The sequence below is a fragment of the Bradyrhizobium daqingense genome (assembly GCF_021044685.1).
Lineage (GTDB): Bacteria > Pseudomonadota > Alphaproteobacteria > Rhizobiales > Xanthobacteraceae > Bradyrhizobium > Bradyrhizobium daqingense.
The window spans coordinates 3,871,828-3,889,085 of sequence record NZ_CP088014.1; the positions used below are offsets into that span (position 1 = coordinate 3,871,828).

Consider the following 17,258-nt stretch of genomic DNA (forward strand, 5'->3'; position numbering starts at 1 on the left):
GAGATGAGCTTAGACGCCGCGCGTCCATGCAACAGCCGTCTGGACATTCCCGCCCGCCACCTGTTGGCCTTCGCAATTCTGCTCGGATCGACCGGCTCCGCAGCCGCGCTGACCAAGGAAGCGGCGATCGAGAATTGCCGTATGACCGTCGGCAGGCCGATCGTGCAGGCCTGTATGCGTGCCGGCGGTGGGCCCGCCGGTGGCGCCAATCTCGAAGCCTGCCGTGCCAAGGCAACGCCTCAGGTCAGGGCCTGCGTGATGGCGGCACTGAATGCCGCCAATGGCCGCGCCAATGTCGCGGTCGAACTTCCCAAGGAAACCGCACCGAAGCTCGAGGCGGGCACAGCGCTGCCGAAGGACTTCGTTGCGCCGCCGCGCAGCATCGCCGACATCACGGCCATCCTCGACGGCGACAAGCCCGACGAGAAGCTGATCGCGGAATTGAAGTCGGAGGCCGACGCGGCACCGACCGGGAAGGAGTCCCGCCAGGATCTCGCCCAGCTCTATTTCGATCGCGCCAATGCACGCGCGCAGCTCGGCCGGCTCGCCGAAGCGATGACCGACGCCGACAAGGCCGTGGAAATCGGGCGCGGCGCCGTCGGCCCGAATCTGTTGGGGCGGATGTTGCAGCTCCAGTCCCTGCAGCACTCGATCGCGGGCGATCCGAAGCGCGCGCTCGAGATCATGCAAAGGCTCTTGCGCGAATCGGCCAGCATGCCGGGCGCCAAGGGATTCCAGTTCGTGACGAACCGCGGGATCGCGGCCGTTCTCATCCAGATGGGCGACATCGCACAGGCCGAAGCCTATCTTCGCCGCAGCCAGACCGCGATCCAGGAGGCCCGCACCAGCGGCCATCCCAACTGGCGAGCGGCCTATGCGAAGTTCGGCCAGAGCTGGGAGGGCGAGCTGGAGCTCACGCGCGCCGTGATCTTCGAGGCGCGCGGGCAGTTCGCCGACGCCGAGGCAGCCTATCGCAACGGGGAGCTGCGCAAGCGCGCCAGCACGAAGGCGATCATGGCGTCGGACAATGCGCCGGCCGAGACGCTTCTGCTGCAGGCGATCGACGGCACCGTGTTGAGCCAGGCGCGCATGAAGGCGAAGCAGGGCCGGCTCGCCGAGGCCGAGGTGGACGCGCGCCGCGCGCTGCTCTCGCGCCTGAAGGATACCGGCAAGTACAACTCGGTTACGCCGCGCTACGTCATGGGCCTGGCGGGCATTCTGGTCGACCAGGGCCGTTACGAAGAGGCCGAGAAGCTCGGCCGTGTCGCCCTCGAGATCAACAAGACCGTGGGTGTGCCCGAGGAGTCGCAGACCACCGTGCAGCTGCTGTCGCAGCTCGCCGGCATCCTGACGCTGCGGCGTCAGAACGCCGAAGCGAACGTGATGTTTGCGCGGATCGACAAGGCGGTCGCGGGCTGGGAGCCGCAGCGTCGCCAGGTGTTCGAGCTCAATCCGTCCCGCATCCTGTCGCTCTATGGCGCCGGTCAGCTGGACGCCGGCATTGCCGCCGCCGAGCAGCTCGTGAAGAAGCAGATCGCCCGGGTCGGGGAAAATCATTTCGACGCCGCCTCCGCGCGCGGCACGCTGGCGGTCGGATTGATGCGTGCTCGTCGCGACGCCGATGCGATCAGGGAGTTCAAGGCCGCCATTCCGGTCATGATGGCGAGCGCCAACGAGAACGCCGACGACGAGAACACCACCGTGGTGGCCGCGCGCAGCCAGCGGCTGCAGACCATCGTCGAGAGCTATCTGCTGCTGCTCGGCAGGGTGGAAGGAGCCGGCAAGGACGTCGGTGAAGAGACGTTCAGCCTGGCCGATGCCGTCCGCGGCCGCTCGGTGCAGCAGGCATTGGCAGCCTCGAGTGCGCGCGCGGCGGCCAAGGATCCCGCGCTCGCCGAACTCGTGCGCAAGGAGCAGGACCTGACCAAGCAGGTCAACGCCCAGCTCGGCACGCTCAACAACGTGCTCGCGCTTCCCGCGGCGGAGCGCGACGAGAAAGGTGTTGGACAAATCCAGGCCTCGATCTCCACCTTGCGCGGCCAGCGCGACAAGGCGCGCCAGGAGATCAAGCAGAAATTCCCGATCTACGCCGATCTCGTCTCACCCAGGCCGCCGAGCGTCGCTGAGATCCGCGCGACGCTGGCCGACGACGAGGCGATGCTGTCGTTCTATTTCGGCCAGAACGGCAGTTTCGTCTGGGCCGTGCCGAAGTCGGGGCCGGTGGCGTTCGCCGCCGTCCAGGCCAAGATCGGTGACATCGAGAGCAAGATCCGCAAGCTGCGCGAAGCGCTCGAGCCGCAGGCTGCAATGATCTCGGACATTCCGCCCTTCGACCTCAAGCTCGGCCACGAGTTGTACGAGCTGCTGCTCAAGCCTGTCGAGAGCGGCTGGAAGCCGGCCAAGAACCTGATCGTCGTGACCAACGGCGCGCTCGGACTGCTGCCGCTGTCCTTGTTGCCGACGGCACCGGCGGAGGTGGCCGCGGACGAGGATCCGCTCTTCATTGGCTATCGCAAGGTGCCGTGGCTGGCGCGAACCGATGCCGTGTCGACGGTGCCGTCGGCGGCAGCGTTGCGCACGCTGCGGCAGTTGCCGCCCGGCAAGCCCGGCCGCGGCGATCTCGTGGCGTTCGGCGATCCCTATTTCAACAGCGAACAGCACGCCGAAGCGGAAGGCACCGGTGAGAAGATTCAGGTCGCCGACGCCGGCGGCAACATCACGCGCGGCGGACCGCTCAAGCGGCGCAACAGTCCCAAGCTCGACGGCGTCGACAGCGCCGAGCTCGGCCTCTTGCCTCGGCTTCCCGACACCGCCGACGAGTTGAAGTCGATCGCGCTGGCCTTGCAGGCCGACCCGTCGAAGGTGCTGTTCCTCGGCAAGAGCGCGACCGAGAGTGCGGTGAAGACCATGAATCTCTCCGGCTTCAGGATCCTGGCTTTTGCCACGCACGGCCTGGTCCCGGGCGAGCTCAACGGCCTGACGCAACCGGCGCTCGCCTTGTCGTCGCCGGTGGTGACGGGCGATGGCGGCGACGGGCTGCTGACGATGGAAGAGATCCTCGGTCTCAAGCTGGACGCGGACTGGGTCGTCCTGTCCGCCTGCAACACCGGCGCCGGTGCGGGCGCAGGGGCCGAGGCGGCCTCCGGGCTCGGCCGCGCGTTCTTCTACGCCGGCACGCGCGCTCTGCTGGTGACGAACTGGTCGGTGCACTCCCAGTCGGCGCGGCAATTGGTGACGGACCTGTTCAAGCGGCAGGCCGACGATCCCAAGCTGTCGCGCAGCGAGGCGCTGCGCCAGGCGACGATGGCCCTCGTCGATGGTCCCGGTTATCTCAGCGGCGAAGGCAAGACCGAGTTTGCCTACGCTCACCCGCTGTTCTGGGCGCCTTACACCATTATCGGCGATGGCGGCTTGCGGTGACGACAAGGGGAGGGGGAAGAAAATGAAGCGGAACATGCTACTGGGCTTGGTGGCTGCAGGTTTGTTGGCTGCGGGATCATCGCGCGCCGCGCCGTTGATCACGGAAGAGGAAGCCCAGCTGCCGCCTCCAAAGGGCGCGGTCGCCGTCGATCAGCGCGGCATCATGCGCGGCCCCAAGATCGAGTTCGTCTCGCCGGGCGCCCCCGCGAGTTCACCTCTGCGGCTGGTGTTGAAATTCCAGTCCTATGGCGGGGCCAAGATCGATCCGGAATCGGTCAAGGTGATCTTCCTCCGGACGCCGAACGTCGACCTGACCCATCGGGTCAAGCCCTTCGTGCAGCCCGATGGCATCAACATGCATGATGCAGAGTTGCCGCCGGGCGAGTACACGATGCGTGTCGACATCAAGGACAGCGATGGCCGGCCGGGCACGACCATGTTCACCCTCAAGGTCGCGCCCAAGTGAGGTGTCCCTACTGCCAGTCCGGGACTGCGGAGGGGGCGCTGGTTTGTGCGGCCTGCGGACGCGACATCGCCGTTCCCGCGACGCTGATCGCCGAGCGCGACGATCTCCTGCGCAAGCGCGAGGCGCTGCGCGATGAGCTGCAGCGGGCCAGAGACGAGGCCGAGGCCATCATGAGGCGAAGGAAGTCGCGCTAGCGATGGAATGTCCGTTCTGCGCCGAGACGATCAAGGACGAAGCCATCGCGTGCAAGCACTGCTCGCGGGACTTGCGTGTCGTGCGGCCGACGCTGCTCGAGATCGACGAGATCGTTGCCGATCTCGACAAGCTCAGGCGCGATCTCGACCGCGTCAATGTCCGCCTCGAGCGCCACAACAATCCGCTGCGCTATTACGGAACGCATGCGGTGCTCTATGTCGTCATTCCGTCGCTGTTGCTGGTGATCACGCACGTGCTCGTGACCATCACCTTCAACGTGTCCCCGATCCCGCTTCGGATTGCGTCGATTGCCATCCCGCTGCTGTTCGGCTTCGTGGCCTATCCGCTGCACCGGGTGTCCGCCCTGACGGCACTCGTGCTGGCGTTCCTGGCGGCGGCCGTCAGCGTCCTGTCGATGCTGACGGTCACGGGGATCCACGATCATGTTCCGATCCTTCCGACGATCTGGATCGAATGGCGTGAAGTGTTCGAATATGGCGCGAGCATCCTGCTCGCCTTCGTCTCCGGCAACATTCTCAGCGTCGTGATCTTCCAGATACTGCCGCGTGTGCTGACCCAGGGCGGCAAGCCGAACGCGTTCGCATTCAGGGTGGCGCGCCTGCTGGGGCAGCATGTCGGCGAGGAACAGCTGCGCCGCCGCGCCCGCCTGATCCAGGACCTGATGCAGACGGTCGGGCCGCTGGCCGGCGTCGCCGCGACCGGCGTCGGCTCCATCTACGCGGGACTGAAGGGACTGCTCGGATAGCTGAACGTCGACGCCCGTCGGTCAGCGCTGCCCGTCGTGCACTGAGATCTCCGATGCCTTGAGGCCGCCGATGCGCGCATGCGGGCGGCCGCCCGTCGCCATCACGAGGCCGAAAGCGATCTCGTCGCGTCGTGGCGCGTCCCACAGCGTCATCTCGGCCGTGCCGAAATGACTGCGGACATAGGCGGCGTGGATGTGGCCGAGAGGCACCATCAGGCGCGTGCCGGGGCCGCCGATGGTCTTTGCCGCCGGGACGATCGCCTTCGGCTGCTCCTTGGATCGGCTCAGCACCTCGCGCATGCCGTGGCCGCCGGCTTCGTGCCAGACCGCACCATGCTCGAGCTCTCCGTCCTCGCCGACGATGATGCCCTTGCCATAGGCTTCGATGCGCTCTGCGCCGCCGAGCTGCGCGATCAGACGGGTCGCCAGCTCGCGCCCGAGCTCGCGCAAGGACGCCTGAAACGGCATCAGGTCGGATTCAAAGCGGCCGGCGAAGGGATTGCGGATGATTGCGACGGCGGTGCCGACCAGCAGCGGCTGCTCCAGCCGCGGGCCACGCTCGTGCCAGATCGTCTCGACGCTGACCGCGGTCTTTCGAATGTCGTACGACATACGCGGTGCTATGCCTCGTCCACGACGGGATTGCTGAGCACGCCGATGTTCTCGATCTCGACCTCCACCACGTCGCCGGGCTTGAGGAAGATCGGCGGCTTGCGGGTGAACCCGACACCGGCCGGCGTGCCGGTGGCGATGACGTCACCGGGCGCGAGGTCGAAGATGGTCGAGCAATATTCGATCAGCCGCGGGATCGAGAAGATCAGCATCGAGGTGTCGGAGGATTGCACAGTCGCGCCGTTGACGCGCGTCTCGAGCTTCAGCTTGGTCGGGTCGCCGATCTCGTCGGGCGTGACCAGCCACGGGCCGAACGGGCCGGTGCCGACGAAGTTCTTGCCGGAAGCGATCTGCTGGGCGTGGCGCTGCCAGTCGCGAACGCTGACGTCGTTGTAGATCGAGTATCCCGCCACGTGGCTCCAGGCGTCGGCCTGGCTGATGTGACGACCGCCCTTGCCGATGACGACGGCGAGCTCGCCCTCCCAGTCGAAATTGTCCGAGACCTTCGGCCGGATCACCGGTGCATTGTGCGCCACCTGGGAGCGCCAGACCCGCAGGAAGATCGGCGGGAATTCGGTGATCTCGCGCTTCATGCCGAACGCCACCGCCTCGTTGTGGTGGTCGAGATAATTGCGCACGGCGCAGACGATCTTCTCGGGGCGGGGGATCACTGGCAGATATTTGACGTCGCTCAGCGCCATCGTCGGCTTGTGTGCGGCGACGATGGCCTCGCGGCGCGCATAGTCATCGCTGCCGACGAAGTCGGCGAGAACAGGGTATTGGGGCAGGGCGCGGCAGAGATCGACGATTCCGTTTTCGACAACGGCGCCCCAGCTTTCCCGATTTCCATCCCAGAATGATAGTAGCTTCATGGTTTCGCCCCGAAGGTTCCAATTTTCGATCTTGCGCATTATTTTCGAAAATTAGGCGCCACGCAAGCCCGCCGCGTCGGAAATTCCTGTTACGGCCTATTCAGTATCGAGCAGGTGGCCGGCGTAGGTCGCCACATTGTCCGACGTCGAGCGGATATGCGCCTCGATCAGTTGCACGGCGAGATCCGCATTGCGGGATATGGCGGCCTGCATGATCGCCTGGTGCTCGCCGGCCTTGTCGCGCGGGCGCGGCCGGAAATTGGCGGAGAGATGCCGGTAGCGCTCGGCGCGATCGAACAGTTCGGCGCGAATGGCGAGCAGCGTCGCTGAGCCGCAGGCGGACACCAGCGCCTGGTGGAATTGGCGATGGGCGATCTTCCACTCGGGGTCGCTCAAGGGGTGTTCGGGATCGCGCTGCTCGATCCGCTTCAATCGGTGCAGCGTCGAGATCACGGCGATTTCCCAATCGTCATCGCCTCGCGCGATCGCGCGGCGGATCAATTCCATCTCGATCAGGACCCGCGCGTCGGTGACTTCCACCAGATCCTGGCGGCTGACCGGCGCCACGCGAAATCCGCGCTGTTCCTGCGCATCGACCAGTCCTTCGGCGGCAAGCGCCGTCAGCGCTTCGCGCAGCGTCGTGAAGCTCGCGCCGAACCGTTCGCGCAGCACGTCGAAGCGCAGCGGCTCGCCCGGCGCCAGGCCGCAGGCAATGATCTCCTCGCGCAAGCGATGCGTAATGTCGGCAGCGATGGTCTTGCCGAATTCCTTGCGGGGGCGGATGGCGCTGTCAGGCATGATGTCTGTCGGTGAATCGATGGTCCAACATGCCGCGCCAACGACCATCTTGCAATAATTTTCGCAAACGGTATGATTTTCGAAAATATGGACTTTGGGAGGCGGCTGAATCATGAGAGCGGTGCTGGTGCGTCAGCCGGGTGGGCCGGATGCACTCGACTTGGTCGAGCTTCCCGTGCCGGTGCCCGGACCCGGCCAGGTGCAGATCCGGGCCGAAGCGTTCGGGGTCGGCCAGCCCGACGTGCTGATCCGGCGCGGCGTCTACAAATGGATGCCGCCGCTGCCGGCCAATCCCGGCAACGACGTCGCGGGCCGCATCGCAGCGCTCGGCCCCGGTGTCGAGGGTTTTGCGATCGGCCAGAAGGTTTTGCTCAGCGCGCGCGATCTGTCTCAGCGCGGCGGCTGTTACGCCGATTATGTGGTCGCACCGGCGGACGCCGTTCACGCGCTGCCCGACAATGTCGATCTGCAAGCGGCCGTGTGCCTGTCTAACTATCAGGTCGCGTACGCGCTGCTGCACGAGTGCAACCATCCGCGCGCGCCTAAAAGCGTGCTGGTGATCGGCGCGGCCGGGGGGGTCGGCACTGCGCTGGTGCAGCTCGCCAAGCTCGCGCAGATGAATGTCATCGGCACGGTCTCGACCCAAGAGAAGGCGGAGTTCGCGCGCAGCAACGGCGCCGATCATGTCATCTTCTATCGGAGTGAAGATGTGGTGGCGCGCACCCGCGAACTCACCAACGGCGAGGGCGTCGGCCTCGTGCTCGATCACGTCTGCGGGCCCGAGTTCACCGCCTATCTCGGCGCGCTCGGCAAATGGGGCACGCTGCTGTCGTACAACGCCTTCGCGGGATTGCCGGAAGAGAACCTGATGGGGGCGATGCGCAACCATCTCGACATCTGTCCGGCCGTGCGCTGCTTCTCCTTCCATATCTACGACCACGATCGCGACGGGCGTCGCGCCCTGATGCGCAGTGTGATCGATGCCCTGGGCCGCAATGCGATCAGGCCGGCGATCTCGGCGGTCCTGAAGCTCGACGAGGTCAGGCAGGCCCACACGCTGCTCGAGCAGGGCTCCGCGCTCGGCAAGATCATCATGACGCCATGAGGGGTGGACGATGACGACACAGACACCCATTGCACGCTTCACCCGGTTGCGGCACGCCACCTTTGCCTCGCCCGATCCGGAGCGGTTGCTCGACTATTACCGCGCCGTGATCGGCCTTGGCCTCGTCGGCCGCGACGGTGACCGCGTCTTTCTCGCCAACGATTCCGAGCAGCTCTCGCTCGTGATCGAGCCCGGTGACGCCGAATTAAAGAGCATCGCCTTCGAGATATCTCCCGATGTGCAGATCGAGGCGCTCGGCGCTGCGCTCAAGCAGGCCGATCTGCGGCCAGAGCTTCAGAGCGATTCCTTGCCTGGCGTCTCCAGGCTGCTGTCGTTCAGCGATCCCGAGGGGACACGCTTCGAGCTGATTCAGGGCTGGACGCCGACGCCCGCGCAGGAGCGCATCGGTGCGCTTGCCGTCAGCAAGCTCGGCCATGTCGCCCTTCGGACGCCCGATCCGCACGCGGCCTCGGACTTCTATGCCAATTTCATGGGCTTGCGGGTCTCCGACTGGATTGAGGACCGCTTCGTCTTCATGCGCAGCGGCTTTGAACACCACACGCTGAACTTCGCCCGCGCGCCGGGCCGCGGCCTGCATCATGTCGCTTTCGAGCTGCGCGGCCCCGCCCACATGCATCAGGCCTGCGACCATCTCGCGCGGCACAAGCTGCCTGTGCTCTGGGGTCCGGTGCGTCACGGCCCCGGGCACAACACCGCGATCTATCACCGCAATCCCGACGGGCATCTGGTCGAGCTGTTTTGCGATCTCGACCGCATGACCGACGAGGCGCTCGGCTATTTCGAGCCGCGTCCCTGGCATCGCGATCGTCCACAGCGGCCGAAGATCTGGGTCGGCCTGCCGCGCGACGTCTGGGGCATGGCGCCTTCGCCTGAATGCATCGAGTTCGCCCGTTAGCGGATTCAAATTCGACGGAACGACGCCGCACGCCCTGCGGCCAACGAGATAACATCAAGGGGAGGAGCATCCATGCGACGGATGAAGCGGCTTGCTGCGGCCATTTTTCTGCTGGGCGGTTGTCTGGCGACCGTTCCTGCATCAGCGGACAATTATCCGTCGCGCCCGATCCGCCTGCTGCACGGTTTTGCCGCAGGCGGGGCGGCCGACACGTTGTCGCGCATCATTGCCGACGGCCTCTCGAAGCGGCTCGGGCAGCCGATCATCGTCGAGGCCAAGCCCGGCGCCGGCGGCAACATCGCTGCGGATGCGATCGCGAAAGCTGCGCCCGACGGTTACACGATCGGGCTCGTCACCGGCGCCCACGCGATTTCCGCGGCGACCTACAAGAGCCTCGCCTATCAGCCCGCCGACAGCTTCGAGATGGTCTGCACGCTGGTGTACTACGCGCTCGTCATCGCGGTGCGTAACGACCATCCGGCAAAATCGCTCGGCGAGCTCGTCGCCATGGCGAAGGCGAAGCCGGGTTCGCTCAGCTTTGGATCGGTGGGGTTCGGCAGCACCCATCACCTCGCCGGCGAGCTGTTGAATGCGACTGCAGGCGTCGAAATCCTGCACGTACCGTATCGCGGCGATTCCCAATCCATCACCGCACTGCTCGGCGGCGAGGTTCCGGTCATCGTCGGCACGCCGGTTCTCCTCGCGCCCCAGATCCAGAGCGGCGCGATCCGCGGACTTGCGGTGACCTCGCCGGTGCGCACCGCGCTGTTGCCCGACGTGCCGACGGTTCAGGAGGCCGGCATCAAGGGCTACGACGTGCGGACCTGGGCGGGCCTCCTGGCCCCGAAGGGAACGCCGCCCGCCATCGTCGCTGCGCTCAATGCAGCAACGCGCGACGCACTCAGGGACCCCGATCTCAAGCAACGGCTGGAAACTGCCGTCGGCGGCGAGGTGCGCGGCAGCTCGCCCGAGGAGATGAAGGCGCTGATCGAGACCGAGATCACCAAATGGACGGGTGTGGTGGAGCGGGCGAAGATTCCGAAGATCTGATCGCAAACGGCGATGAAGCGCCTATCGCGCTTCCACCACCTCGCCGTCCTCCTTCACGAACCGGCCAACCGGGTTGTCCAGAAGATCGATCACGGCCTCCGAAGGACGGCACAGCCGGGTGCCTTTCGGCGTCACGACGATCGGGCGGTTGATCAGGATCGGATGCGCGAGCATCTGGTCGATCAGCTCGTCATCTGACCATTTGGGATCGTCGAGGCCGAGCTCGCGATAGGGCGTGCCTTTCTCCCGCAGCAGCGCGCGAGCAGTCATGCCCATGGCTGCGATGAGCCCGACCAGCTTTTCACGGGAGGGCGGCGTCTTCAGATATTCGATGACATCAGGCTCGACGCCGCTCTGCCGGATCATCGCCAGCGTGTTGCGCGAGGTGCCGCAAGCCGGGTTGTGATAGATCGTGACGCTCATCGTGTGGTCTCCGCAATCGGGACAGGGGCGGGCGCGCGGGAGGGGCCGAGCAGCCAGTGCATCAGCAGCATGCCGGCGAACGCGCCGCAGAGTTCGGCAAGGATGAATCCGGGCAGGTCAACAGGGCGAATGCCGGCGAACGTGTTCGTCAGCGACCTTGCGATTGCTACTGCCGGATTGGCAAACGATGTGGAGGCCGTGAACCAATAGGCCGCCGTGATGTAAAGGCCCACCAGCCAGGGAACGGCCGCTCGCTGAAAGCGGACGCCGGCAAGGATCGTCGTGACCAGCCCGAACGCGGCGACGGCTTCGGCGAACCATTGCGGCCCTCCGGTTCGGACCTTGGCCGAGAGGTCGAGCACGGGCAGTCCGAACATCAGATGTGCCGCCAGCGTGCCCGCGATGCCGCCGGCGATCTGCGCGATCACGTAAAGCGCGGCCTCGTTCATCGGCAGCTCGCGTTTGCCGGTGAAGACGAGCGTGACCGCCGGATTGAAGTGTGCGCCGGAGATCGGACCGAACACCGTGATCAGGACGACCAGGATGGCCCCGGTCGGCAAGGTGTTGCAGAGCAGCGCAAGCGCCACGTCCCTGGTCAGGGTTTCCGCCATGATTCCGGACCCGACCACGGTCGTGACGAGCATGCCGGTGCCGAGCGCCTCGGCCGCGAGGCGCCGCGAAAGATCGAAGGCGTGCATCTGATCAGGCACGGCTTCGCTCCCTTCGTTTGGGCGCGCAGCACGCTCGCAGCGTCTCGACGACGGGTTGGCAAACCTCCGGCCGTCCGCCGCAGCAATCGCGCAGCAGGAAAACCGCGACGTCGCGAAATTCGCCGAGATTGGCGCGGTAGATGATCGAGCGGCTGTGCCGCTCGGACGACACGAGGCGCGCGCGGCTCAGGATCGACAAGTGTGCCGAAAGCGTGTTCTGGGGGACTTCCAGCAGGCGGGCGAGATCGCCCGCCGCAAGACCCTCAGGCTCGTGCCGGACCAGCGTCCGGAACGCCTCCAGACGGGTCGGTTGCGACAGCGCCGCGAGCGCCAGGACAACTTCCTCGATTTCCATATATCCAGACTTATGGAAATGTTGGGAATGCGTCAACCCCGAATCCACGCCCCGCGTATTTCGAACATTCTAGAAATATGGTTGACTGCCGACGTGAATGAGAGCATCGTTGCCGGCCATGAGGATCGATGACGCAGCGGCACGTTTGGAAGCACTGGGCAACCGGACGCGACTCCAGATCTATCGTGCATTGGTTCGCGCCGGGCATTCCGGCATGCCCGTCGGCCGCCTGCAGGACAAGCTCAAGATCCCGGCCTCGACGCTGTCGCATCACATCAAGACGTTGGTCTCGGTCGGGCTCGTCAGTCAGGTGCGCGAATCCACGACGCTCGTGTGCCATGCGAACTACGACGCGATGCGGGGCCTGGTGGATTTCCTGGCTGCGGAATGCTGCGCGGACGACGTCGGGTGCAAGGATACGCAAACGGCGGCCTGATTTCTTTCGGGCAGACTTATTCGATGATTCTAGAAGGATGGGAGATGGCGAGATGAGCGAGAAAACGGTGGCAATCATCGGGGCAGGGCCCGTCGGTCTCGCGGCGGCCGCGCACGTGCTCGAACGCGGCATGTCTCCCATTGTGCTCGAAGGCGGGCCTGAGCCCGCCCACGCCGTCCGGCAGTGGCAACACGTGCAGCTGTTCTCGCCGTGGGAATACAATGTCGACAAGGCGGCGGCACGCCTGCTCGCGCCCACGGGGTGGAATTCGCCAGACCCGGGCTCCTATCCGACCGGCAGCGAGCTGATCGAACGCTACCTCGCGCCGCTCGCGACCGGAACGAAGCTGCGCGATGTGATCCGGACGTCCAGCCGTGTCACGTCCATCAGCCGCGCAGGCTTCGACAAGGCCAAGACGAAGGGCAGGGAGCAGGCGCCGTTCGAGATCCGCTATCAGAACGGCAAGGGCCCGGAGGTGCTGCGCGCCGATGCCGTGATCGACATCTCAGGCACGTGGTTCTCGCCCAATCCAGCCGGCAGCAACGGCCTGCCCGCCATCGGCGAACGCGAGCGCGCGGATCGCATCGCCTATGGCATGCCGGATGTGCGGGGCGCAGGCCGCGCCAGATATGCCGGCAAGACCGTCGCCGTGCTCGGCGCCGGCCATTCCGCCATCGGCACGCTGATCGACCTCGTGCAACTCGCCGAGGAGGTACCCGGCACGAAGCCCGTCTGGCTGTTGCGTGGCACCGAACCTGCGAAGGCGTTTGGCGGCGGCCGCAATGACAAGCTGGCCGCACGCGGCGAGCTTGGCTCTGCCTTCGCAGCGCTCGTGGCCGCCGGCAAGATCGCGATCGAGTCCGGCTTCGGTGTCACGCACGTCTCGGACGCCGAAGGCCGCCTCAGGATCTCGGCGGGTGCCTGCTGCGGCGCGCGCAGCGTGATCGCGGACGAGTTGATCGTCGCGACCGGTTTCCGTCCCGATCTGTCGTTCCTCTCCGAGCTGCGGCTGCGGCTCGATCCCGCCATCGAGGCACCCGTCGCGCTCGCGCCGCTGATCGATCCCAACGAGCATAGCTGCGGCACCGTCCGTCCCCACGGCGCGCGCGAGCTCGCCCATGACGAGACAGGCTTCTACATCGCCGGCATGAAATCCTACGGTCGTGCGCCGACCTTCCTGATGATGACCGGGTACGAACAGGTGCGCTCGATCGCCGCCGACATCGCCGGCGACAAGGCGGCTGCGGCGCGTGTCGAGCTCGTGCTGCCGGAGACCGGCGTCTGCACCCGGGGCGGCGTGGAGTCCGCAGCCGCTTCCGGCTGCTGCAGTGGCCCAGCGACGGAAGACGTCTCGGCCTGCTGCGCCGCCGACGAAACCGCCAAGAAGGCCGGCGCTTCGGGGTGCGGCTGTTCATGACGCCTCTGCTGGCGATCGGGCGGACGACACTCCCCGACTCGGCCTGACCCGTTCGCGCGCAGAGATCAGACCGGGCGGCCGGCCGCAAGCTCGCGCGTGATCCATTCGGTGAACACGCGGATGGGCCGGCGCTGCTGGCTTGCGCGCGGAAACACCAGGTGATGGCCGACATAGCGGATATCGACGGAACGTCCGGAGAGCGGCGCAACCAGCCGCTTGGTCGCGATCTCGCGTTCGGCCAGCCGGGTCGATTCCAGCGTCACGCCGAGGCCGCTTGTGGCCATCGCGATCGCCAGGAAGCTGCGATCGAAGCGCATGCCGTGAATGGCCGGCGCCTCGAGGCCGTTGGCGCTGAACCATTGATGCCACTGTACCTGCTTCACCTCGGAGCGGATCAGCACCTGGTCGAACAGATCCTTCGGCTTGCGGATCTTCTTTGCGAGTTCGGGCGTGCAGAGCGGCGTCACGGTCTCTTCGCCGAGTGACATCACCTCGACGCCCTCGGCCCGCGGCTGGCCGTAGACGATGTCGATGTCGAAATCGTCGTTGCTGAACCGGGCGTACTCGGTGCCGGCGGCGAGGCGGACCTCGAGCTTGGGCTCGGCGGCCATGAAGCGGGCGAGGCGCGGGGCGAGCCATTGGGCGGCGAAGCTCGGCGCGCAGTGCACCCTCAATAGTTGCGGACCGCGGCCCGCGACCTCCTCGATGCCGCGCCGCAGATTGTCGAAGGCGGCACCGGCATGACGCATCAGGTTCTCGCCTGCCGGCGTCAAACGAATGGCGCGGGCGCTGCGTTCGAACAGGACGGTGCCCATCGCGCCTTCGAGCTTGCGAATGGCGTGGCTGACTGCGCTTGGGGTGAGGTGAAGCTCGTTCGCCGCATCCCGGAACGAGCCGGTGCGCGCGGCCGCCTCGAAGGCGCGGATGGACGATATCGGGATGGATGACAGCAGCATCCGACAAGTGAACCAAATTCACCTATGCAAGACAACAGCGCGTTTGTGGGAAAAGCTGCGCCTGCATAATGAATGAGGTCAAGAACGCCGCGCCTGCGCGGCAGGCAAAAGCGATCCAGGGAGGAGCACATGCTGCTACGCGGCAAGACTGCCATCATCACCGGCGCGGCCTCGCCGCGGGGCATTGGCCTTGCCACGGCCCGCCGCTTTGCAGCGGAAGGCGCCCGGGTCGCCATCCTCGATATCGACGGTCCGGCTGCGGAGGCTGCTGCCCGCGGCCTCGAACCGGCCGGCAGCGAGCCGCATCTCGGCCTTGCCTGCAACGTTGCCGACAAGCAGGCCTGCATCAAGGCCGTGGAAGCCGTGATGGCCAAATTCGGCCAGATCGACATCCTCATCAACAATGCCGGCGTCACCCAGCCGGTCAAGCTTCTCGACATCACGCCGGAAGATTGGGACCGCATCCAGGACGTCAACCTCAAGGGCATCCTGTTCCTGTCGCAGGCGGTGATCCCGCATATGCGCAAGCGCAGAAGCGGATCGATCGCATGCATGTCGTCGGTCTCGGCCCAGCGCGGCGGCGGCATTTTCGGCGGACCGCATTATTCGGCGGCCAAGGCGGGCGTGCTCGGGCTCGCCAAGGCAATGGCGCGTGAATTCGGGCCCGACGGCATCCGCGTCAACTGCGTGACGCCGGGCCTGATCGGCACCGACATCACCGCCGGCAAGCTCACCGAGGAGATGCGCGCGAAGATCATCGAGGGCATCCCGCTCGGCCGGCTCGGCGAGGCCGCCGACGTCGCCGGCATCTACACCTTCCTCGCCTCCGACCTGTCGGCCTACGTCACCGGTGCGGTCATCGACGTCAACGGCGGCATGCTGATCCACTGAGCGGGCAGGGAGAGACGATCATGGCAACGCTCGCGAACGCGCCGACGCTGGCGCAGCGCGCCCGCAACATTCGCCGCAACGCCCTGCGGATGGGCGAGGTCCAGGGCCAGGGTTATATCGCCCAGGCGCTCGACATCGCCGACGTGCTGGCGGTCGCCTATTTTCACGCGATGCGGTTCCGCGCCGAAGATCCCGCCTGGGAGGGCCGCGACCGCTTCTTGCTGTCGAACGGGCATTATGCGATCGCGCTCTATGCAGTCTTGATCGAGGCCGGGATCATTCCCGAAGCCGAGCTCGAAACCTATGGCTTCGACGACAGCCGCCTGCCGATGTCCGGTATGGCCTCTTATACGCCGGGCATGGAGATGTCCGGGGGCTCGCTGGGCCTCGGCCTCGCCATTGCCGTGGGCATGGCGCTCGGACTGAAGCGCAAGACATCCACCGCGCGCATCTTCACGCTGTTCTCCGACGGCGAACTGGACGAAGGCTCCAAATGGGAAGCCATCATGTCGGCGGCCCACCACGAGCTCGACAACATCATCGCGATCGTCGACGTCAACAATCAGCAGGCCGACGGTCCTTCGAAGCAGATGCTCGGCTTCGAGCCGCTGGTCGACAAGCTGGAAGCGTTCGGCTGGTTCGTGCAGCGTGTCGACGGCAACGATCTCGACGCCGTCGTGGGCGCTTTCGATGCGGCGATGGCACATGCCGCACCCAAGCCGCGCATGATCGTCGCCGACACCTTGATGGGCAAGGGCGTTCCCTTCCTGGAGCAGCGCGAGAAGAACCATTTCATTCGTATCGAGCCGCATGAATGGCAGCTCGCCCTGTCGGCCCTGGACGCGGGAGACCAGCCGTGAAGTCCGAGGGATCGCCTCCGACCGGAAAGGACAAGCTGACCACCTCGGCGATGATCGCCTCGATCGCGGCGGAAGGGCAGCGCACCAGGCCGGCTCCGTTCGGCCATGCGTTGGTCGAGCTTGCCCGCAGCCGCGAGGACGTCGTCGGCATGACCGCCGATCTCGGCAAATACACCGACCTGCACATCTTCGCGCAGGCGTTCCCCGATCGCTACTATCAGATGGGCATGGCCGAGCAGCTGCTGTTCGGCGCGGCGTCGGGTCTCGCCGCGGAAGGATTCATGCCGTTCGCGACGACCTATGCGGTGTTCGCCTCGCGCCGGGCCTACGACTTCATCCACCAGACCATCGCGGAAGAAGATCGCAACGTGAAGATCGCCTGCGCGCTGCCCGGCCTGACCTCCGGCTACGGGCCGAGCCATCAGGCCGCCGAGGATCTCGCGCTGTTCCGCGCGATGCCCAACATGACGGTGATCGACCCCTGCGATGCGCATGAGATCGAGCAGATCGTGCCGGCCATCGCCGCGCATCGCGGGCCGGTCTATATGCGGCTGCTGCGCGGGCAGGTGCCGCTGGTGCTCGACGAGTACAATTACCGCTTCGAGCTCGGCAAGGCTGCGCTGCTGCGCGACGGCACTGATGTTCTGATCATCTCGTCGGGGATCATGACCATGCGCGCGCTGGAGGCGGCCCAGGCTCTCTCTAATGATCGCGTCAACGCAGCAATCCTGCACGTGCCGACCATCAAGCCGCTCGACACCGAGGCGATCCTGCGCGAAGCGGCCAGGCCCGGCCGCCTCGTCGTCGTCGCCGAGAACCACACCGTGATCGGCGGCTTGGGTGAAGCCGTGGCGGCGCTGCTGATGCGCGCGGGCGTCCATCCCGCGTTTCGACAGATCGGGCTGCCCGACGCGTTTCTCACCGCCGGCGCGCTGCCGACACTGCACGACCGCTACGGCATCTCGACTGCCGAAGTGACGCGGCAGATCAAGCAGTGGCTGCGATGATGC

General features: G+C 66.1%; 19 protein-coding genes. 12 read left to right on the plus strand and 7 right to left on the minus strand.

The annotated features are described in order from the left end of the window. The first annotated feature begins 3 nt into the window (after positions 1-3). From LPJ38_RS18365 to LPJ38_RS18380, 4 genes are read left to right on the plus strand one after another with little or no spacing between them, the layout of a single operon-like run. Positions 4-3,420 (plus strand): CHAT domain-containing tetratricopeptide repeat protein, encoded by a 3,417-nt coding sequence (locus LPJ38_RS18365; protein WP_145627587.1) that lies wholly within the window; start codon positions 4-6, stop codon positions 3,418-3,420. 22 nt (positions 3,421-3,442) lie between these two features. Continuing rightward, complete coding sequence (locus LPJ38_RS18370; RefSeq protein WP_145627585.1) at positions 3,443-3,886, plus strand: hypothetical protein; 444 nt, start codon at positions 3,443-3,445, stop codon at positions 3,884-3,886. Further along, positions 3,883-4,080, plus strand: a complete 198-nt coding sequence (locus LPJ38_RS18375) for a hypothetical protein (protein ID WP_145627583.1) — start codon at positions 3,883-3,885, stop codon at positions 4,078-4,080. Before LPJ38_RS18370 ends, LPJ38_RS18375 begins: the two co-directional genes overlap by 4 nt. 2 nt (positions 4,081-4,082) lie before the next feature. Further along, positions 4,083-4,847, plus strand: coding sequence for a hypothetical protein (locus LPJ38_RS18380; RefSeq protein ID WP_145627580.1), 765 nt, complete (start codon positions 4,083-4,085; stop codon positions 4,845-4,847). Between the two features lie 21 nt (positions 4,848-4,868). On the opposite strand, the gene LPJ38_RS18385 is transcribed toward LPJ38_RS18380, so the two are convergent. The 3 genes from LPJ38_RS18385 to LPJ38_RS18395 all read right to left on the minus strand — a co-directional run bounded on the left by LPJ38_RS18385 (position 4,869) and on the right by LPJ38_RS18395 (position 7,129). Continuing rightward, complete coding sequence (locus LPJ38_RS18385) at positions 4,869-5,459, minus strand: amino acid synthesis family protein (RefSeq protein WP_145627579.1); 591 nt, start codon at positions 5,457-5,459, stop codon at positions 4,869-4,871. A gap of 8 nt (positions 5,460-5,467) precedes the next feature. Continuing rightward, a complete protein-coding gene (locus tag LPJ38_RS18390; protein WP_145627576.1) occupies positions 5,468-6,331 on the minus strand; it encodes a fumarylacetoacetate hydrolase family protein in 864 nt (287 codons plus the stop codon). A gap of 96 nt (positions 6,332-6,427) precedes the next feature. Beyond that, positions 6,428-7,129, minus strand: coding sequence for an FCD domain-containing protein (locus tag LPJ38_RS18395; protein ID WP_145627574.1), 702 nt, complete (start codon positions 7,127-7,129; stop codon positions 6,428-6,430). Positions 7,130-7,241: 112 nt separating this feature from the next. On the opposite strand from LPJ38_RS18395, the gene LPJ38_RS18400 reads away from it, so the two are divergent. The 3 genes from LPJ38_RS18400 (at position 7,242) to LPJ38_RS18410 (ending at position 10,200) form a co-directional block, all read left to right on the plus strand. After that, on the plus strand, positions 7,242-8,234 hold the full coding sequence (locus LPJ38_RS18400; RefSeq protein ID WP_145627572.1) for a zinc-dependent alcohol dehydrogenase family protein: 993 nt from the start codon (positions 7,242-7,244) through the stop codon (positions 8,232-8,234). Positions 8,235-8,244: 10 nt separating this feature from the next. Further along, positions 8,245-9,150, plus strand: a complete 906-nt coding sequence (locus LPJ38_RS18405; protein WP_145627570.1) for a VOC family protein — start codon at positions 8,245-8,247, stop codon at positions 9,148-9,150. A 72-nt stretch (positions 9,151-9,222) separates the two neighbouring features. Then, positions 9,223-10,200, plus strand: a complete 978-nt coding sequence (locus LPJ38_RS18410) for a tripartite tricarboxylate transporter substrate binding protein (protein ID WP_145627568.1) — start codon at positions 9,223-9,225, stop codon at positions 10,198-10,200. 21 nt (positions 10,201-10,221) lie between these two features. On the opposite strand, the gene arsC is transcribed toward LPJ38_RS18410, so the two are convergent. From arsC to LPJ38_RS18425, 3 genes are read right to left on the minus strand one after another with little or no spacing between them, the layout of a single operon-like run. Continuing rightward, on the minus strand, positions 10,222-10,623 hold the full coding sequence (arsC, locus tag LPJ38_RS18415) for an arsenate reductase (glutaredoxin) (RefSeq protein WP_145627566.1): 402 nt from the start codon (positions 10,621-10,623) through the stop codon (positions 10,222-10,224). After that, positions 10,620-11,321, minus strand: coding sequence for an aquaporin (locus tag LPJ38_RS18420; RefSeq protein WP_145628348.1), 702 nt, complete (start codon positions 11,319-11,321; stop codon positions 10,620-10,622). Before LPJ38_RS18420 ends, arsC begins: the two co-directional genes overlap by 4 nt. Positions 11,322-11,325: 4 nt before the next feature. After that, positions 11,326-11,688: an ArsR/SmtB family transcription factor gene (locus LPJ38_RS18425; protein ID WP_145627564.1), complete on the minus strand. Its 363-nt coding sequence runs from the start codon at positions 11,686-11,688 to the stop codon at positions 11,326-11,328. A 118-nt stretch (positions 11,689-11,806) separates the two neighbouring features. On the opposite strand from LPJ38_RS18425, the gene LPJ38_RS18430 reads away from it, so the two are divergent. Further along, on the plus strand, positions 11,807-12,124 hold the full coding sequence (locus LPJ38_RS18430) for an ArsR/SmtB family transcription factor (RefSeq protein ID WP_145627562.1): 318 nt from the start codon (positions 11,807-11,809) through the stop codon (positions 12,122-12,124). A 52-nt stretch (positions 12,125-12,176) separates the two neighbouring features. Then, entirely contained in the window at positions 12,177-13,541 is a 1,365-nt protein-coding gene (locus LPJ38_RS18435) for an NAD(P)/FAD-dependent oxidoreductase (protein WP_167520188.1), read from the plus strand. A gap of 65 nt (positions 13,542-13,606) precedes the next feature. Here LPJ38_RS18435 and LPJ38_RS18440 read toward each other — a convergent pair whose 3' ends face one another. Further along, positions 13,607-14,494 (minus strand): LysR substrate-binding domain-containing protein, encoded by an 888-nt coding sequence (locus LPJ38_RS18440; RefSeq protein ID WP_145628346.1) that lies wholly within the window; start codon positions 14,492-14,494, stop codon positions 13,607-13,609. A 132-nt stretch (positions 14,495-14,626) separates the two neighbouring features. Here LPJ38_RS18440 and LPJ38_RS18445 point away from each other — a divergent pair, with 132 nt between their 5' ends. From LPJ38_RS18445 to LPJ38_RS18455, 3 genes are read left to right on the plus strand one after another with little or no spacing between them, the layout of a single operon-like run. Beyond that, a complete protein-coding gene (locus LPJ38_RS18445) occupies positions 14,627-15,388 on the plus strand; it encodes an SDR family NAD(P)-dependent oxidoreductase (RefSeq protein WP_145627558.1) in 762 nt (253 codons plus the stop codon). A gap of 20 nt (positions 15,389-15,408) precedes the next feature. Continuing rightward, the gene (locus LPJ38_RS18450) at positions 15,409-16,248 is read left to right on the plus strand and encodes a transketolase (protein WP_145627556.1); all 840 of its coding nucleotides are present in this window, start codon (positions 15,409-15,411) and stop codon (positions 16,246-16,248) included. Next, the gene (locus LPJ38_RS18455) at positions 16,203-17,255 is read left to right on the plus strand and encodes a transketolase family protein (protein ID WP_404437812.1); all 1,053 of its coding nucleotides are present in this window, start codon (positions 16,203-16,205) and stop codon (positions 17,253-17,255) included. Before LPJ38_RS18450 ends, LPJ38_RS18455 begins: the two co-directional genes overlap by 46 nt. The last annotated feature ends 3 nt before the right edge of the window (positions 17,256-17,258 follow it).

What these genes read in the sequence shown, in the direction of transcription:
- LPJ38_RS18365 (WP_145627587.1), top strand. Translation starts at nt 4, where the DNA reads ATGAGCTTAGACGCCGCGCGTCCATGCAACAGCCGTCTGGACATTCCC.
- LPJ38_RS18370 (WP_145627585.1), top strand. Translation starts at nt 3,443, where the DNA reads ATGAAGCGGAACATGCTACTGGGCTTGGTGGCTGCAGGTTTGTTGGCT.
- LPJ38_RS18380 (WP_145627580.1), top strand. Translation starts at nt 4,083, where the DNA reads ATGGAATGTCCGTTCTGCGCCGAGACGATCAAGGACGAAGCCATCGCG.
- LPJ38_RS18385 (WP_145627579.1), bottom strand. Translation starts at nt 5,459, where the DNA reads ATGTCGTACGACATTCGAAAGACCGCGGTCAGCGTCGAGACGATCTGG.
- LPJ38_RS18390 (WP_145627576.1), bottom strand. Translation starts at nt 6,331, where the DNA reads ATGAAGCTACTATCATTCTGGGATGGAAATCGGGAAAGCTGGGGCGCC.
- LPJ38_RS18395 (WP_145627574.1), bottom strand. Translation starts at nt 7,129, where the DNA reads ATGCCTGACAGCGCCATCCGCCCCCGCAAGGAATTCGGCAAGACCATC.
- LPJ38_RS18400 (WP_145627572.1), top strand. Translation starts at nt 7,242, where the DNA reads ATGAGAGCGGTGCTGGTGCGTCAGCCGGGTGGGCCGGATGCACTCGAC.
- LPJ38_RS18405 (WP_145627570.1), top strand. Translation starts at nt 8,245, where the DNA reads ATGACGACACAGACACCCATTGCACGCTTCACCCGGTTGCGGCACGCC.
- LPJ38_RS18410 (WP_145627568.1), top strand. Translation starts at nt 9,223, where the DNA reads ATGCGACGGATGAAGCGGCTTGCTGCGGCCATTTTTCTGCTGGGCGGT.
- arsC (WP_145627566.1), bottom strand. Translation starts at nt 10,623, where the DNA reads ATGAGCGTCACGATCTATCACAACCCGGCTTGCGGCACCTCGCGCAAC.
- LPJ38_RS18420 (WP_145628348.1), bottom strand. Translation starts at nt 11,321, where the DNA reads ATGCACGCCTTCGATCTTTCGCGGCGCCTCGCGGCCGAGGCGCTCGGC.
- LPJ38_RS18425 (WP_145627564.1), bottom strand. Translation starts at nt 11,688, where the DNA reads ATGGAAATCGAGGAAGTTGTCCTGGCGCTCGCGGCGCTGTCGCAACCG.
- LPJ38_RS18430 (WP_145627562.1), top strand. Translation starts at nt 11,807, where the DNA reads ATGAGGATCGATGACGCAGCGGCACGTTTGGAAGCACTGGGCAACCGG.
- LPJ38_RS18435 (WP_167520188.1), top strand. Translation starts at nt 12,177, where the DNA reads ATGAGCGAGAAAACGGTGGCAATCATCGGGGCAGGGCCCGTCGGTCTC.
- LPJ38_RS18445 (WP_145627558.1), top strand. Translation starts at nt 14,627, where the DNA reads ATGCTGCTACGCGGCAAGACTGCCATCATCACCGGCGCGGCCTCGCCG.
- LPJ38_RS18450 (WP_145627556.1), top strand. Translation starts at nt 15,409, where the DNA reads ATGGCAACGCTCGCGAACGCGCCGACGCTGGCGCAGCGCGCCCGCAAC.
- LPJ38_RS18455 (WP_404437812.1), top strand. Translation starts at nt 16,203, where the DNA reads ATGGCAGCTCGCCCTGTCGGCCCTGGACGCGGGAGACCAGCCGTGAAG.